The sequence below is a fragment of the Wolbachia endosymbiont of Culex quinquefasciatus Pel genome (genome assembly GCF_000073005.1).
Classification (GTDB): Bacteria; Pseudomonadota; Alphaproteobacteria; order Rickettsiales; family Anaplasmataceae; genus Wolbachia.
Map to the genome: position 1 here is coordinate 409,722 of NC_010981.1, position 17,637 is coordinate 427,358.

At 34.7% G+C, this 17,637-nt stretch carries 8 protein-coding genes and 4 pseudogenes; 5 read left to right on the forward strand and 7 right to left on the reverse strand.

All coding sequences use genetic code 11. From position 1 onward, the window contains the following. Positions 1–48: 48 nt before the first annotated feature. Positions 49–1,851 (reverse strand): aspartate--tRNA ligase, encoded by a 1,803-nt coding sequence (gene aspS, locus WP_RS01890; protein WP_012481816.1) that lies wholly within the window; start codon positions 1,849–1,851, stop codon positions 49–51. A gap of 131 nt (positions 1,852–1,982) precedes the next feature. On the opposite strand from aspS, the gene WP_RS01895 reads away from it, so the two are divergent. Continuing rightward, entirely contained in the window at positions 1,983–3,359 is a 1,377-nt protein-coding gene (locus WP_RS01895; protein ID WP_012481817.1) for an ankyrin repeat domain-containing protein, read from the forward strand. 60 nt (positions 3,360–3,419) lie between these two features. Here the strand turns inward: WP_RS01895 and mutS are convergent, their stop codons facing one another. After that, complete coding sequence (gene mutS / locus WP_RS01900; RefSeq protein WP_007302896.1) at positions 3,420–5,921, reverse strand: DNA mismatch repair protein MutS; 2,502 nt, start codon at positions 5,919–5,921, stop codon at positions 3,420–3,422. Positions 5,922–6,034: 113 nt separating this feature from the next. Between mutS and WP_RS01905 the strand changes: the two genes are divergently transcribed. After that, the gene (locus WP_RS01905) at positions 6,035–8,362 is read left to right on the forward strand and encodes an ankyrin repeat domain-containing protein (protein WP_007302895.1); all 2,328 of its coding nucleotides are present in this window, start codon (positions 6,035–6,037) and stop codon (positions 8,360–8,362) included. A 50-nt stretch (positions 8,363–8,412) separates the two neighbouring features. Here the strand turns inward: WP_RS01905 and WP_RS01910 are convergent, their stop codons facing one another. After that, positions 8,413–10,494: a heme lyase CcmF/NrfE family subunit gene (locus WP_RS01910; protein ID WP_418089961.1), complete on the reverse strand. Its 2,082-nt coding sequence runs from the start codon at positions 10,492–10,494 to the stop codon at positions 8,413–8,415. Between the two features lie 155 nt (positions 10,495–10,649). On the opposite strand from WP_RS01910, the gene WP_RS01915 reads away from it, so the two are divergent. Beyond that, entirely contained in the window at positions 10,650–11,891 is a 1,242-nt protein-coding gene (locus tag WP_RS01915) for a hypothetical protein (protein WP_007302893.1), read from the forward strand. 214 nt (positions 11,892–12,105) lie between these two features. On the opposite strand, the gene WP_RS07100 is transcribed toward WP_RS01915, so the two are convergent. The 3 genes and pseudogenes from WP_RS07100 to WP_RS01930 all read right to left on the reverse strand — a co-directional run. Beyond that, positions 12,106–12,498, reverse strand: a complete 393-nt coding sequence (locus WP_RS07100) for a JAB domain-containing protein (protein ID WP_369336061.1) — start codon at positions 12,496–12,498, stop codon at positions 12,106–12,108. 68 nt (positions 12,499–12,566) lie between these two features. Next, positions 12,567–13,797 (reverse strand): annotated as a pseudogene (locus WP_RS01925) (IS256 family transposase). Positions 13,798–13,838: 41 nt separating this feature from the next. Further along, positions 13,839–14,597, reverse strand: a pseudogene (locus tag WP_RS01930) (IS982 family transposase); the annotation flags it as partial. 93 nt (positions 14,598–14,690) lie between these two features. Here WP_RS01930 and WP_RS01935 point away from each other — a divergent pair. Further along, positions 14,691–15,449, forward strand: a pseudogene (locus tag WP_RS01935) (recombinase zinc ribbon domain-containing protein); the annotation flags it as partial. A 216-nt stretch (positions 15,450–15,665) separates the two neighbouring features. Next, positions 15,666–16,896: pseudogene (locus WP_RS01940) on the forward strand (IS256-like element ISWpi15 family transposase). On the opposite strand, the gene WP_RS07880 reads toward WP_RS01940, so the two are convergent. Then, entirely contained in the window at positions 16,837–17,436 is a 600-nt protein-coding gene (locus tag WP_RS07880) for a DnaJ domain-containing protein (protein WP_038227398.1), read from the reverse strand. The pseudogene WP_RS01940 and the gene WP_RS07880 sit on opposite strands and share 60 nt — an antisense overlap. Between the last annotated feature and the right edge of the window lie 201 nt (positions 17,437–17,637).

Below are 17,637 nucleotides of genomic sequence, written 5' to 3' on the forward strand. Positions count from 1 at the left end.
TTCAATATTCTTGTTTTTTCCCCACCTAAACTCAAGTTATATACAACTTTATTCAACAACCTTTAAAGACAACTCACGTAAATGCTTATCATCTACTTTAGAAGGAGCGCCCATTAGAACATCTTCTCCTTGCTGATTCATAGGAAAACAGATTACTTCACGAATATTCGGCTCATCTGCAAGTAGCATAACCATTCTATCAACCCCTGGCGCTATTCCACCATGAGGTGGCGCTCCAAACCTGAATGCACGCACAAGCGCGCCAAATTTTGTATCAACTTCCTCTTTACTGTAGCCTGCAATGGCAAAAGCTCTGTACATAATATTCAGTTTGTTATTACGAATTGCTCCACTTGACAGCTCTATTCCATTGCAAACAAGATCATATTGGTAAGCAAGGATATCCAGCGGATCTTTTTCTTCTAAATCTTTCAAGCCACCATGTGGCATAGAGAATGGGTTGTGAAAGAAATCTATTTTTTTGCTCTTATCGTCATATACAAAATATGGAAAATCAATAATCCAACAGAATTTGAAGATATCGTCATCTATTAATCCCAATTCTGAACCTAAAAGAGTGCGCACTTTCCCTGCAATTGTTGCTGCTTCATTTTCCTTATCAGAAGCAAAAAATACACTATCTCCGGGCTTTACATTCGTTATTTCTTTTATGGAATTTAGCCTATTGTCATCGAGGAATTTAGCAATTGGCCCTTTTGCGATGCCATCTTTATCAAACGTTATATATCCAAGACCTTTAGCACCGAATTCTTTTTGCGCATGTTCTATTTTTTTATCAAAAAAACTGCGTGGTTCCTCTGCTGTTTTAGGAGCAGGGATGGCTCTGACTACCATACCTCGCTCGATATTGCTTTTGAAAATATTGAACTCTGAATCACGGAAAATCTCTGTAACATCGCTGATTAATAATGGATTACGCAGATCTGGCTTATCAGATCCATATTTGAGCATTGCTTCTTTGTATGTAATACGTGGAAAATCTTTATCAACTGATTTGCGAGAAAATTTGGCAAACACTTTATATAAGGTAGATTCAATAACCTGAAATATATCTTCTTGAGTTACAAAAGACATTTCAAGATCTAGCTGATAAAACTCCCCAGGAGAACGGTCAGCCCTTGCGTCCTCATCACGAAAACAAGGTGCAATTTGAAAATATTTATCAAACCCTGAAACCATAAGCAACTGCTTAAAAATCTGTGGAGCTTGTGGTAATGCATAGAATTTACCAGGATTTAGTCTGCTTGGCACTAAATAATCACGTGCTCCTTCAGGAGAAGAGGCAGTAAGTATGGGAGTTTGAATATCTAAGAATCCTTGCTCTATCATGAGCCTCCTGAGCTCTGAAATGATCTGTGAACGTAGAATAATGTTATTACGAACCTTTTCACGTCTTAAATCAAGAAAACGATATTTAAATCTCATGTTTTCTGGGTATTCTTGCTCACCGGCGATACTTGCTAATATACTCCTTTCTTCTTTTGCTATTTCTTCATCACAGTGGAACTCAACTTCAGATTCAACTTGTAAATTACTAACTATAACTTCAATTTCTCCTGTGGAAATAGAGCTATTTACCGTATCTTCAGTTCTAGCTTTGACTATTCCTGTGACAGTAATCACACTTTCTGATTTTAAATTCGAAATTTCATCAAAAAAATCTTTATCGTTATTGAATACCAACTGAGTAATCCCATGAAAATCTCTTAAATCAACAAAGATTAGGTTACCATGGTCACGTTTACGGTACAGCCACCCAGAGAGAGTAACTTCCTTTTCTACATCATTCTTCCTTAATTCATTACACTCGTGAGTTTTATAACAGTTCATTTAATTGAAATTTCTAGAATACAAAAAGATTATAAAATAAATTAACCTTTGGGCAAGATAATATCTAAAGATCCTTTACAAGCAATTCTGATTTAGATATACTTTTTTATTATGTGTGTTGAGGTGTATTTATGAACCCTGAAGAATTAAAAGAAATTTTAGCTAAAAAAGAGAGGGTGAATGCTGTAATAAAAGATCTTGTTGATACTGTCACCAAAAATGATTTAGAAAAAGTAAAGTCAATTTTTGAGGAAAATAGTTCCATTATTCGAGATGTTGTCACTGAGGTTAATTCCCAAAGCGGTACAAATTTATTAAAGTGTTCTACTAATAACAAAATGGCCGAATATCTAATAGAAAAGGGTATAAGCTTTAGCGCTGCAGTCACAAAGGCAGTTAAAAGAAGAGATTTAGAGTCAGTAAAATCAATCTGTCAGATTAACAGCTTAATAGCTAAAGATGAGTTATCGCAAAATCCTGAGCCACTAGAATCTGCAACTTATGATCACAAATTTAATGATAAAATTGCAAGGTATTTGATTGAACAAGGTGCAAATCCTAATGCAACTGATCATCTTGGTCGTTACTTACTTCATCTGCAAACTGCACAAGGCAATTTCGAAGGAGCTAAGGCTTTAATAGAAAACGGTGCGGATGTTAACTTAATAAATCAAGAGGTAAAAAGCTATCAGAACTTAATTATTGGTGGTAGTGCGTTAAAGGGTCAAACTGCGTTGAATTTTGCAATTAGAATATATTACAGACATAAAGACATAGACGATCAAAAATCTGATAAAACCTTAAAATTTATAAGTTATTTAATAGAACACAAAGCAAACTTAAATATCAAAGATTGTAATGAGATGGTCCCTTTAGATATTGCTATATTTCATAATTCTCCAAAGATAGTAGAATTATTGATAAAAGCTGGTGCTGATCTTAATGTTGGAAGGAAAAAAGCAGAAGGTGTTTTAAAGTATGCAATTACTGAAGGGCATATAGATATAGGGAAAGCTACAATTCGATATATTTTGGAACATGACTCACACTGGTTAACAACTTCAAATAAACCAGATCTTCTCAATGACCAACAAGAGTTATCAAACTATTGGGATGAATATAAAGCTCAAGTTAAAGAGCTTCATGATATAGTGGGAGATAGAATTGACTTGACTGGTGACGGCTCTACCCGTCCTATAATGAGAACAGTGAGTGGCTTTTTAGATCATGAAAGTAGAAAAAATCTAGTAAAATCATCATTTATATCTAGTGCTGAGGCACCAGAAAATTTTTGTCCGAGAAAGCTGGCTGTTATAAGTGTAGCTGCAATAACTTGCGCTTTAGCATTATATTTTCTTGCTCCATTAATCATTGGGTCTTCTGCTGGAATTGGTACTCAACTAGCATTAGGAGCTGTAGGTGCAGTTGTAGGTGGTGGAATTGGAATCTTGACTAATGTGGCAATCGATCAATGCTACGTTAATTCAGTTACTCAGAAAGCTGACTAAAATTAAAGCGCCATAGATTGCTAAAATCCATAATTGTGGAGTAATATAATGTTACTTTCCTCAAGCCTTTAGCTCCTCAAATACTTCTCTTGCTCTGTTTAAAACAGAATCAGGAAAACCAGCAAGTTTTGCTACATGTATTCCATATGACTCATCTGCAATGCCTTCAATTACTTCATGTAAAAAGATGACTTCTCCTTTCCATTCTTTTATTTTCATACAAAAACATTTCACATTTTCTAAGTATTCACCTACTTTAGTCAATTCATGATAATGAGTTGCAAAAATGGCGCGGCACTTATTTACATTGTGAATATGTTCAATCACCGCCTGTGCAATAGATAATCCATCATACACCCCTGTGCCCCTACCAATTTCATCAAGTATCACCAAGGAACGGTCCGTTGCCTGATTTACTATCGTTGCTGTTTCGATCATCTCTACCATGAAGGTAGAATAACCAGCTGTTATATTATCCGTTGCGCCAACCCTGCTGAATATCTTGTCAATCACTCCTACATGCGCACTCTCTGCTGGCACAAATGACCCCATGTGAGCTAAAACTGCAATGAGAGCGTTTTGCCTCAAGAAAGTGCTTTTTCCAGCCATATTAGGACCAGTAATTAGATGTATACCAGCTAAATTGATGCTATTTGCAATGAATTTATCGTTAACTTCAACCACTGGGTGTCTTCCGCTACAGATATTGAACTCTTTGCTGTCATCAATAATGGGTTTTACGTAATTATTTTGCACTGCAAGCTCTGCAAATGCAGTTCTAATATCAAGTTTTGCCAAAGCATTTGCAGCAAGAGCAATTTTTTCAGATTCTTTAGCGACTTCACTACACAGTTCACTAAAAATTTTCATTTCTAAGCCGATTGCAGCATCACGTGCCGTAAGAATTTTATTTTCTAGTTCTTTCAATTCATTAGTAGTGTAGCGCATGCTATTTGCTAAGCTTTGTCTATGAATAAATATATCCGAAGTTATTTTGTGATTTGCCGACACTTCAACGTAATAACCAAGTATATTGTTGTGTAATATTTTGAGTGCAGCAATGCCAGTTAGGTCGCGATAAGATTCACGGAGCTTAGTTACCAACTTGTTACTGTTGTTCAATATATAAGATAACTCAGATAATTCTGAGTTGTATTTTGGATTGATAAATCCTCCTTCTTTTACGGAACTGAGGTTGTTATCAAGTATAGCGCTGTTTAGAAGCTCGAATAGATCTTTATGATTACCAAGACTTTTATGTATTGTGCTTAGTTCACTCTCGTCACTACTTATCACCTGAACTGGTTCCTTTTCTCTGGTCAAGCACTGGAATGACATCTGAGAGTTAATTTCTGATTTTTCACTTAAACAATAATTATGCAAGGTAGACAGAAACTCAGACAATTCTAAAGTCTTTCCTAGGCCTATTTTCAATAGGTTCATATCCTTTGGTGAACCACGCCCTAGTATTAAGCGCGATAAAGACCTTTCAATATCCGGAATGTTAGATAATATCTCTCGTATTTTTCTGCGTGAATCATGATTATTTACAAAAAATTGAGCGGTGCTGAGCCTCAAATTAATTGCCTTAGAGCAAGCAAGGGGTGAAGCGAGCATTTGTTTGAGCAGGCGTCCACCAGAAGCTGTAACTGTATGATCAATAACTGAAATTAGTGAACCTTTCTTTTCACCAAATTGAGTTGAAAACAACTCAAGATTTCTCCTTGCTGAAGCATCAATAAGCATGAAATTTTGTTGCTTATAGGTTTTTGGGAATTCAAGCCTTGGAATGGAGCCCCTTTGCGTTACTCTGACATATTCAAGCAGTGCACCACACGCCATGATTTCTACTTTGCTGAAATTTCCTATACTCCCAAGTTCCCTGATTTTATAAAACTCGCATAATGTTCTGTGAGATTTACTATACTCAAAAAAGCTCTGTGCGTGTTGCGTAATTGATATTTTATAATTTTTTAAAATCGATCTAATTTTTTCATCCTCAGTGAATTTTTCAGAAATTAATAATTCTCTTGGTGATATACGCAATAAATCACTATCTAGAGCTTTCAAACTCGTTAAAGTGTGAAAAAATTTTCCCGTCGATAATTCAAGCCAACTCATAGCATATTCGTCATTTTGTTCAACTATGGATGCGAGATAATTATTGCTTTTATCCTCCAGTAGTGAATCTTCTATAATTGTACCTGGAGTTACAACTCGCACTACATCACGCTTTACTATGGATTTATAGCCCCTCTTTTTTGCTTCATCAGCAGTTTCTAATTGGTCACAGATTGCTACTTTGAATCCTAAATCTATTAGCTTGTGTAGGTAAGATTCGCTACTGTGTGCTGGCACTCCACACATTGGTATTTCTTGCCCATTTGAATTGCCCCTCTTGGTTAGCACTATATTCAGCAATTTCGCAGCTTTAATAGCATCATCGAAAAACAATTCATAAAAATCGTCCAGTCTATAAAACAATAGATGATCCGTGTATTGAGCTTTCAAATTTAAATATTGCTCCATTACAGGGGTATTTTTTTCTCTTATTAAGTTCATAACATTTTTAAATATGTTAGCAGCAAACCACTTACTCTGGTGTTGGTTATTTTATTATGGATCAATAATTTTTTTTAGCTATAGTACAAAAACAAATAGTTTGAGGTAGAATTATGGAATATGAACGGTTGTTAAAAATATTAAGGACAATAAGTGACTTAAATGAGAACAATATAATCGAAAGGGTAAAAGAGGAATTGGAAAAAGAAGATCCAGACACGTATAAAAAGTGGCAAGATAATGGATTTAACATAAATTATACATTCGATGATCAAAGTACATTGTTACATATAGCTGCTAGAAATGATCTTGTAAAGATAGCAGAGCTTTTAATAAAAAAAGGGGGTAATGTTAATACAGCAGATCAAGATGGATGGAATACTTTACACTTTGCTGCTGCAAGTAGCAGTATAGGAGTGGTAGAGATTCTCATAGCAAACGGGGTTAATGTTAATGTAGCAGATCAAAATGGGTTTACTCCTTTGCATTGTGCTGCTCACAATGAAAATAAAGAGATAGTAGAACTCATATTAGACAAGGGGGCTAATGTTGATGCAGTAAATCAAAATGGGTGTACTCCTTTGCATTGTGCTACTATCAATGGACATGAAGAAATAGTAGAACTCCTATTAGAGAAAAGGGCTAATGTTGACGTAGCGGATGAATACGGGCGTACTCCGTTATGCTGGGCTATTAGAAATGGCTATTCAGAAATAGCAAGAATTCTACTTGAAAACAAAGCAGATCCTTTATTGGGACATAAAAGTTTTAACACATTAAAGCTTTTGATTGAATTAATAAAAAATGATTTTAAGCACTCTAAGAAAGCAGAAGAAACACAGCAACAAGAAGATGATGAATATGAATTGATTAAATACTCGTTGCTACTTCGCAATGACTGCTCCTTAACGGATGTTGTCGAAAGAAGTGCATTTGGCAAGCTGATATCTACGTGGCTTGTTGACATGTCCAACTTAACAGAGAGTCAGAAGGAATTGAATAAAAAATTCTTAAGTACTTTTAAAGACTTTCCACATGTTACTTATAAGGATTATAAGAACGATGTTGAAAAAATTAAAAAATTTTTACTAGATCATAAAAGTAATCAAGATCTAAAAACCATTCTCAACCTTAAAAGAGGAGAATCTAAACTGACAATACTGCATATTCTATCAAGTATGGAATGTAGCAATTCAGAAGAATGCATAGATTTACTGTTGAATTCAGGTGCTGATCCTAATGAAAAGGACGACACAGGAAGGACGCCTTTGCATTATGCTACTCGTTCTGGTCATTGTGATACAATTATCAAATTGCTTCTAAGGAAAGGAGCTAATCTTGATATAAAGGATAAAAAAGGTAAAACCCCAATAGAATTTGCAGTTAATAACCCCCACCTTAATATTAAAGAGTGCTTTTTAACTGATGATGTTATTTATGGAACTTTTCGTAACAAAACACAAGCTGACTATAATGGAAAAAAGTATTTGCGCAAAAGTGTAAATCTATGGGGGAATGATTTTCTACTAGATGAGCAAGATCCAGGTAAATATTTTTGTAAATTAGATGAAGTTCAAGACATAAATCAGCTAGAACAGGTTGTAAATGAAGCTATAAAATCTAGGGTAAGGTTCAATCTTACTTGTGAGGGAAATATATATGAAAATACTTATGAGAATAAGTATAATTTTACAGATTATGTAATAAGAAGAATTAGTGAATTAAAGATTTTTCAAGTTGAAAGGGACATAGAAGTTGCTAGTCGCATAGTATGTAATTTGGTAAAAAGAGGTGCAGTACTTGAAACTCTAAGTAGTATAATTGTAATTGATAAACTAGAGAAGTTTAAAGACCACAAAGCTAATCTGAAAGAAGCACGTAAAAGCTATATACATTATTCTCTAAGGTTTTTGGAAGCTGCAAAAAACGCAACTACTGGTAAGGTAAAAGAGGCAAAAATGGACAACTTCACTTTCTGCTTGAAATACTCAAAGAATAGTATAGTCGAGGTTGCAAAAATCATAAATGGAACAGATGAAAGCACAGAATTTCGAAGAGACGTGATAGCAATCGGTGAAAGCGAGATAGAAATTTTAACGGAAGGTGGGGTAAGAAATTATACTGACCTTATAGGTAATATAGTACTGACTTTTCATACTGATTTGGGAAAAGTAGATGCTAGATTGTATTCTGATGTGCAAGATGAAGAAAAAATTATAGTAGAAGTGAGTAACAAGGAGGAAATATTGGAAAAGTTTAAAAATTATAAAGAAGAGTTAGGTGAGAACTGCTTGCTTGGTGGTTCTTCTGTCTACGACGCTATTAAGCAGGGATATTTTAAAAGGCCTGAGGAAGTAGATTCCATATATCATGTAAGTTCTTCATTAGAAAATATATCTTTATTTCCTATTGTACAACAGAACACAGAGAAAATTCGCTAGCGAGGTTAGTGTTGCTTAGCTTAAGTTTAAATTGCCAAAAAATGCAAACTTTATGATACTGAAGGAACTACTTTTTTGGTAGAAGGCAAAGCAGCAAGGAGCGAGCCAAAAGCGATAAGAAAGGATCCTAGCCAGATTATAGACATTCCAGGTTTATAGTGCACTTTAGCTGCGATTTTGCTCTTACTCTTATCAATCTCTCCAATTACAACATAAATATCAGAAAATAAATTGTGGTAGATACTGCTTTCAACATTTTTCTGACCTTCCGCAAGGTAAAATCTATATTCAGGAGTTACTTCACCTAATATCTTATTATTCAGCAAATTCCTGATATCCATTGTACCCCTCACTGCATGGAAATTTTTTTCTTTTATTAGCTCAATATTTCGTAAAGTAACTTTAAATTTATTGACTGTTATGCTGTCTCCTATTCCCAAGTAGTTTTCTTTTTTCTCCTGCCAACCAACGGAATAAGATATACCAAGCACTAGAATTGCCACTCCAGCATGAGCAAGCATCATTCCATAGTAGGACTTAGAAACTCTTCTTGCTAATAAAATTGATTCACCAAATGCTACCTTAAATAAACAAATTCTTTTACTATATGCTTCTAAAACAAAGATTAATAATGCTATGGAGATGGTAATTGATAGCACAATCATTAGCTCCATGTGAAAGATAAACGGCAAAATAGCTGCAGCACTACAAAATGAAAATCTATATTCACGGAATATTGGCAATAGACTATTTCCCTGCCAACTGCAGTATTGCCCTATCATGGTGAGTACTAGAATAGCTAGTGCAATAGAGTTAAATAAAGAATTGTAATATGGTGCTCCAACTGAAATTAATTCACCGGTTAAATACTCAAGCACTGTAGGGTATAAAGTGCCAACGAACACGATGAAAAAGGCAGTGATGAATAATAAATTGTTCATCAGCATCATCGTAAGGCGTGAAAAGAATCTTCTACCTTCTGTCACTTGAGTAGCAGATTTCTTTTCAGATTCCAATATCGAATACTGGAAAGATGTGTGATTCTTTCTCGTAAACACTACAAATATTACTAAGCTACTGACTGTAATTACACCAAGTAGAGCTAATATATACAGTCCATATCTTGGGTCATCTGCAAACGTGTGCACTGAGGTAAGTATTCCTGAGCGGACTAGAAATGTTCCAGTCACACTCAATATAAAAGTTGTAAGCGTAAGTAAAATAGCGAAATTCCTTAAAGTATTGAAATTTCGTACAACGAGCAACAAATGTGTCAGCGCCACTGCAATTAGCCAAGGCATCAAAGAAACGTTTTCCACTGGATCCCAGAACCAAAATCCACCCCAACCGAGTTCACGATATGCCCACCAGCTACCCAAGCTGATGCCCAAAGTGAGCAGCGACCAAGAAATAAGTACCCAAGGCCTGACAATTTTAGCCCAAACATTTCCTTCAGTATTTAAAATTAATCCAGCTATAGAGAGCGAAAAAGGAATGCTAAATCCAAGGTACCCCAAATATAATACCGGTGGATGAATAGCAAGGCCTATATCCTGCAATATCGGATTAAAACCCAGTCCATCTGTTTCAATGCCTGGCATTTTAGTGAAGGGGCTGGATTCAAGTAAAGTGAACAGTAAAAAACAAAAGCAAATCAAGCCTTGGGTGATAAGAGATATTTTTTTTAATTTACTACCATTAGTTCGTTCTGGTGTCATGCAAGTAGCTGACACTGGAATCCAGTTTTTATTACACTGCCATTTGATGTACTCATTTGCAATTAAATTGTCTGGATCCAAGTAGTCAAGCACTGGGATGACAGAAGGTATATAAATATCCATTAGTAATAAATACATGACAAGCACTAAGGTCCAAAGCAACATAGACCCTTCTTTATTTCCCCAAACACCACAAATCTTATAGATTAAAGGTTTTGTTGTGTGTGAGTGGTAATATACGTTTTCAAGTGAGAAATCATTTTTAATGTGGCAGTAGATCAAAATAGCCATTGATGCTGACACACAAAAAAATATGGCAGAGGAGACGAATCGGTAAGAACTAAACGGTAGAAACAAATACGTTAAAGATAACAAACAGGCTACCAATAACAATATATTCCCAAATTCAGGCATAAGATTCATATAATGATATTACTAATAATAAATTGGGAGTTAAAGTTTTAATATAGGAACAAAGTTAATCTTCAATTATATTAATAGTAAGTAAAAATTAAGCATTAAGCTTTTATACTTTATATTATATAACATTAATATTGTGAGGTAATATTATGGGCACAACTAAGATTAGTGAATTTCTATTCAATATAAAAGGTAAAGTGGCAAAACAACATGCTGAACCAATAATTGAAAAAAATCTCTATACTATTTTAGGATTCAAAGATGTAGAAGATTTAGAACATAAGACAAGTAAGTCCGTTAACAAAAAAATTTGGCAGCTATTTATTGATTGCTTTACAAAGGAAATAGATTATGTAGCAACTAAGCAAGTTGTAAAAAACGTTGTTTGTAATATTGCCAAAAGTGCCCAAGGCAATGCTTTTACTGAAGCTGAAAGCTTAATCTTAAACGAAAAACAAGATAATAAAAAGAGAGAAAGAGCGATTAAAAAAGCTACTAGTATTTTAAAAAAAATCAATCCAGAAAAAGCCTTCAATGAACTTTCAGTAATAAAAAAACAAGCCGAAGATTTTTTACAAACCGATTTTTATAAGGCGCAGAGCAAACCACTGCCAGGATTTGCTACATCTGGTGCACAGCTTTTTGCGGAAACTTTGAAATATATAGAAACACTAGAAAAATTATCAGAAGTTAAAAAGGAAGATTTAACTAAGAGTTTCCTATTAAATTATATTAGTTCACTGAACAAAAAGTATCCTAAATCACAAGGTAAAAGGGAAGATGCTATACGAATACTATCAAGCGATGAGTTGAAGAATTTTTATAATAAAGGTGTAGAGGAAGGAATACTACAACCGCTGGTATCATATAAAGAATGCAGAAATCTGTATGATAAAATGAGCCAAACAAAGGATGAATGTATAATCAAAAAAGAAGAACATGAGAAAGCAAGTAAGTCAATAACCAGTATAATTAGTGACATAAAAAAATGTAGAGAAGCAGTCCTTAGTTGCAAAAATTTTCAGAGCTCCTACATAAAGGAAAAAGCAGAACACCCATTTAGAGGCACCTCATGTCAAAAAATGATTGATATATATCAAGAGAGAATTGCTGGATATCAGGAAAAAATTCGTCAAAACCTAAACCAAATAAGAGCAATATTAAAAGATACGCCGCAAGATGTGGAAAAATTTAAGGAAATAATCAATTGTGTGCATGAAGCAGAGCAGTATGATGAAATTTTTGATTCGGCTTTAATTTGTTTATCGAACATACAGAATAAGCTAGATATTCAACCAGAAAATCCCCTAACAGAACTCAGAGCTTCACAAATCAACGTTGAAATTGAGCTAACTAGGCTCTGTGAACAAAATATTAGAGTAAGCATGTGAGTGCTTCAACAAAATTCAAAAAACCAATAAAGACCTCATAAGTCTTATCAAAATAGGAGATTTCTAATAGTGGCAAATACCATGTATTTCTTTCAATTTGCCACTACCTAAATCACACATTGTCTTCCAGAAGGAAAATTTTTGTTCCACTGGCAACCACCTCATGTATAGCTTTACTTTCATAATAAGAAAAATGGCAAAAGCAATTTTAGATCTACTCTAATAAAAGCCTATTTTCCTTGAAACTAAAATAGCTACTAAATGTGATAATAATATGATCTATTAATTCTATTCCTATGCTTTTGCAAGCTTCTGCAAGCTGTCTAGTGAGAAACATATCGCTACTTGAAGGCTGTATATCTCCACTTGGGTGATTGTGGGATATTACAATCGATGTTGAGCCAATCAAAAGAGCGCGTCTTATGATCTCTCTAACGTAAATAGGAGTTTGATCTACTGTACCAAAGTTCTGCAGATCTTCCGCTATTAGACGATATCTTTTATTCATATAGATGACGCGAAAATTTTCTTTATTAAGGCTTCCTATACTTACTTTTAAATAATCAAGCAAATTTTCCCAGTTATTGATTATAGGTAGGTCCTTTATTTCTTCTCGTGCAGAACGAACAAAAGCCTTTCACGGGAGTGTTAAATAAACTGTGTCAAACCGCATTTTTAGTTCAACTCAATTTTCAATCTGCCAGGAAAGAAAACATCAAGTTGAGAGATAGTTAATGCCCAATCATGTACAGGCATCGTCGACTTTTCCTCTACCTTCTTTATAGCACAATATACCTGCTTATACAAGGCATTTATGCTGGTAAATGAGCCCTTGGTTTTAATGAATTTCCTGATTCATCTATGCAACCCCTCAATTGGATTGGTGGTATAAATTAGCCTTCTAACAGGGCCAGAATACTTAAAATAACCAGACAAATTTTCCCAATTGTTTTGCCACGATTTTATGACCAAAGGATATTTTTCACCCCATTTTTCTTCCAGCTCAAGCAAATAATTTTCAGCGATTTCTTTACTTGAAGCACGATATATTTTTTTCAAATCATTCATGAAAATTTTCACATCTTTGCTGGATACATATTTCAATGAATTTCTTATCTGATGCACTATACATATTTGTACTTCTGCTTTGGGAAATACACTATTTATAGCCGCAGGAAAACTTTTTAGACCATCAACACATGCAATCAGAATATCCTCTACCCCTCTCTCTTTTAGGTCATTTAACACTCCTAACCAGAACTTCACTTTCAGCCAAATAAAAACCTAATACTTCTTTTTTGCCATTTTGATCTATGCCTAATATGTTATACATGCATTTACTTACGCAATGCCCGTCCTCTTTGACTTTAAAAAACATGCCATCCATGAAAACTATCGGATATACAGACTGCAGCGGGCGACTACGCCATTCGTTGATTACTGGTAGCAATTTGTCAGTAATACTTGATATCTCTGCCGCCGATATTTTGTGATCATAAATTTCCTCAACATGTGACACTATATCTCTATAGCCCATACCACTGGCAAATGTGCTCAAAATCTTCGTTTCAAGCTCTGGATGTAAGTTTGTTTGCCTTTTTTTGACTATTTGTGGTTCGAAACTTCCTTCCCTATCTCTTGGCGTCAAAAGCTCAAATTACCCTGCGCTTGTACGTAAAGTCTTTGCATTCCTCCCATTTCTTCGATTATTCTCTTCGCTTTCGGCCGACAAGTGGTTTTCTATTTCACCTTCCAGGCTTACCTCCAGCAACTTTTTTATAAACGGTGTTAATGCTCCATCTCTTCCTGTCAACGGTCTTCCTTCTCGTATAGACGACAGGATATTTGTTTCTAATTCTTTATAATCTACCAAACCGGTAGTTCTGTTTACTACTTTCTGACTCATTGTCAAACCTCCATTTTTTTATATCAATTTATTACTTTTTTTTCGGTTTGACACAGTTTATTTAACACTCCCAAAACAGTCTCAATAATCGACCTTTTCCTTAATAAAATCTTCTCTTTAAGTGAAATTAGTGCGTTTTTCATACCTTTTTTTACTTTAGTGACTAACTTTAGGCCTCTATCGAAGAGTTTCTCAAAAAGCTCTTTCTTTATATAGCCCTTATCTCCAAACAAAAGTCCGGTCAGTCTTTTAGTGAGAGTTGGTAAAGGTTTTCTGTCATCAACGTTACCTTTGGTTAGGGTAAGTGCTTGAATTTCACCAATTTCGTTAATCACTAAGTGCAACTTGAAGCCAAAAAACCAACCATACGTACTCTTACTAATTTCTGCTAGATGATTAAAAACTTTATTCCTAGAGATCCTTTTTTTGTGGCAAACGGCAATCGTAGAGGTGTCGATGTAGGAAGTGCCGGTCATTTTCGCTTGTTCACAGAACCATTGCAAAAGTAATGCTAAATACCACAAAACTCGCGGCTTTAAGGCAATAAATCTGTGATATGAAGGCAGCTTTGAAAACTCTGATCTATAGAATAACTGAAGATAACAAAGATAAAAAGCCTTGAAGTTTTTACATGGTGATTTATGGTATAACAGGATTATGGTTAGAATTTCTGAGTGCGCTATTTCTGGTACTCTGGTTGGTTTTTTGCCGTTTGATAAGAACCTATTTGCAAAATTATCATCTACCGCACGACAAAAATCCTCGACGCAACAGTACAGTTCTGTAATATCTTTCTTCATGGGTAACCTCTTATTATTACTAAAATACTCGAGTTTACCCTGTTTCCCTCTTCTTAGTTATACTTTTATCTATTTTCTAATCCATAACTGAGGTTAATAGAGGAAGAAAAATGGCAAAAAGCGCAGGAATTGATAAGTAATCAGCCATATAGAAAAGCAAAATATGAGGAAGCGCTGCTTAGGGGAATAATTAAGTGTAAGAGCTGTAGTGTAAATATGACACTGACATACTCAAAAAAAGAAAATAAAAGGTACCGATATTATGTATGCAACAATCACTTAAGGGGAAAGAATTGTGAATCAGTAAATCGAACAATAGTAGCAGGAGAAGTAGAAAAAGAAGTGATGAGAAAAGCGGAGCAGATATATGAAAATTGGAGAGAAAAGACCGAAGAAAAATGGGAAAATTTAAATTTTGGAAAGCAGAAAGAAGTAGTGAAAAAGTTAATAAAAGGAGTAATGATAAAAGAAGATGGAATAGAGGTGAGTTTAGAGGATAAGGTGGAATTTATACCAATAAAAAAGAAAGGAAAGAAATGCACAGTAACTGAGCCAGAAGGCAAAACAAACAATGCACTACTGAAAGCAGTGGTAAGAGCCCATCTGTGGAAACGGCAACTAGAAGAGGGAAAATACGAAAGTGTGAAGGAGCTGAGTGCCAAAATTAATATAGGTACAAGACGTATACAGCAAATTTTAAGGTTGAATTATTTAGCTCCGAAGATTAAAGAAGACATAGTAAATGGGAAACAGCCAAGAGATTTGAAATTAGTTGATTTAAGAGAAATACCGATGTTGTGGAATGAGCAGATGGAGAAGTTTTACGGGTTTAAGCAAGCTGTCTGCCAGTAAAAAATAAGATAATTTCTTCGGAAGAATCTATAAATTATTTACAATTCTTTAATCTCAATTATGGAAAGATTAGTAAACTTAACACTCCAACTAAATTGGATAAACTGATTACAAAAAATAAGATTTTCAATAAGTTGCTTGTATGGGAGTGTTAAATAAACTGTGTCAAACCGAAAAAAAAGTAATAAATTGATATAAAAAAATGGAGGTTTGACAATGAGTCAGAAAGTAGTAAACAGAACTACCGGTTTGGTAGATTATAAAGAATTAGAAACAAATATCCTGTCGTCTATACGAGAAGGAAGACCGTTGACAGGAAGAGATGGAGCATTAACACCGTTTATAAAAAAGTTGCTGGAGGTAAGCCTGGAAGGTGAAATAGAAAACCACTTGTCGGCCGAAAGCGAAGAGAATAATCGAAGAAATGGGAGGAATGCAAAGACTTTACGTACAAGCGCAGGGTCATTTGAGCTTTTGACGCCAAGAGATAGGGAAGGAAGTTTCGAACCACAAATAGTCAAAAAAAGGCAAACAAACTTACATCCAGAGCTTGAAACGAAGATTTTGAGCACATTTGCCAGTGGTATGGGCTATAGAGATATAGTGTCACATGTTGAGGAAATTTATGATCACAAAATATCGGCGGCAGAGATATCAAGTATTACTGACAAATTGCTACCAGTAATCAACGAATGGCGTAGTCGCCCGCTGCAGTCTGTATATCCGATAGTTTTCATGGATGGCATGTTTTTTAAAGTCAAAGAGGACGGGCATTGCGTAAGTAAATGCATGTATAACATATTAGGCATAGATCAAAATGGCAAAAAAGAAGTATTAGGTTTTTATTTGGCTGAAAGTGAAGTTCTGGTTGGGAGTGCTAAATGACCTCAAAGAAAGAGGAGTAGAAGATATCCTTATTGCCTGCGTTGATGGGCTGAAAAGCTTTCCTGCAGCTATAAACAGTGTCTTTCCTAATGCGGAAGTGCAGATGTGTATAGTGCATCAGATACGCAACTCACTGAAGTATGTGGCCAGTAAAGATGCGAAGAGTTTTTTGAGCGATTTAAAGAAGGTATATCAAGCTTCAAGCAAGGAAATTGCCGAGAATTATCTGTTGGAATTGGATGAAAAATGGGGCACAAAGTACCCTATGGTTATAAAATCTTGGCAGAATAATTGGGAAAACTTGTCTGGTTATTTTAAGTATTCTGGTCCAGTTAGGAGGATAATCTACACCACCAATCCCATAGAGGGGCTACATAGGCAAATTAGGAAATTCACTAAGACCAAAGGCTCATTTACCAGCATAAATGCCTTGTATAAGCAGGTATATTGTGCTATAAAGAAGGTAGAGGAAAAGTCGACGATGCCTGTACATGATTGGGCATTAACTATCTCTCAACTTGATGTTTTCTTTCCTGGCAGATTGAAAATTGAGTTGAACTAAAAATGCGGTTTGACACAGTTTATTTAACACTCCCAGATTATTTAATCTCTCTATTAAACCCTTCGCTTTTTGTAAATCTTTGTAGTAAATGGCATCAAATAACTCAGATTCAATATCTTGAGCTTTCTTTTTATTCGTTTTCGGTGCTTGATAACTCTTCTTTGTTTCCTCTTTTTTGTCACACCCATTCCTTTTTTCTGGATCAGAAGATGCTGAACCACTCTTTCTTACCCCTTTTGCTCTATCATACTCTTTTCTTTCATTCTGATTAGATAACGTTTCGTTTGCAATAGCAGCCTTAAGGAACGGTTCAATTTTCTTTTCAAGCTTATTCAATAATTCTTTTTCTGATTCTAAAAGTTCTATACCTTCTCTTAAAGTTTGTTTCAAAGTTCTGTATTTCTCTTGTTCATCAGATTTGAAAGCCTTATCAGGATGGTATTCATTTGCTATCTTACGATATGCCTTCTTTATTTCAAGTTCCGTAGCGCTATTATCAACTCCTAGAGCTTCGTAGTAGTCAAAATCTTGATATTTCATTTTAAAACTCCATCACATTAAATTATATAAACTATAAAGTAATAATATGTTTTATTATAAAAAGCTTATTAACTCCTTGTATGAGCACATTACAAAGCTATTACCTTACGTATGGTTATTAAGATCTATTTTTGATCTCCTAAAAAGTCATGCCACTTAATTATTACATTTTTAATAGATAAAGTCAAGATTTACTTATTT

Coding starts and splice junctions, on each gene's coding strand:
- aspS (WP_012481816.1), bottom strand. CDS start 1,851: ATGAACTGTTATAAAACTCACGAGTGTAATGAATTAAGGAAGAATGAT.
- WP_RS01915 (WP_007302893.1), top strand. CDS start 10,650: ATGGGCACAACTAAGATTAGTGAATTTCTATTCAATATAAAAGGTAAA.
- WP_RS01905 (WP_007302895.1), top strand. CDS start 6,035: ATGGAATATGAACGGTTGTTAAAAATATTAAGGACAATAAGTGACTTA.
- WP_RS01895 (WP_012481817.1), top strand. CDS start 1,983: ATGAACCCTGAAGAATTAAAAGAAATTTTAGCTAAAAAAGAGAGGGTG.
- WP_RS07880 (WP_038227398.1), bottom strand. CDS start 17,436: ATGAAATATCAAGATTTTGACTACTACGAAGCTCTAGGAGTTGATAAT.
- WP_RS01910 (WP_418089961.1), bottom strand. CDS start 10,494: ATGCCTGAATTTGGGAATATATTGTTATTGGTAGCCTGTTTGTTATCT.
- mutS (WP_007302896.1), bottom strand. CDS start 5,921: ATGAACTTAATAAGAGAAAAAAATACCCCTGTAATGGAGCAATATTTA.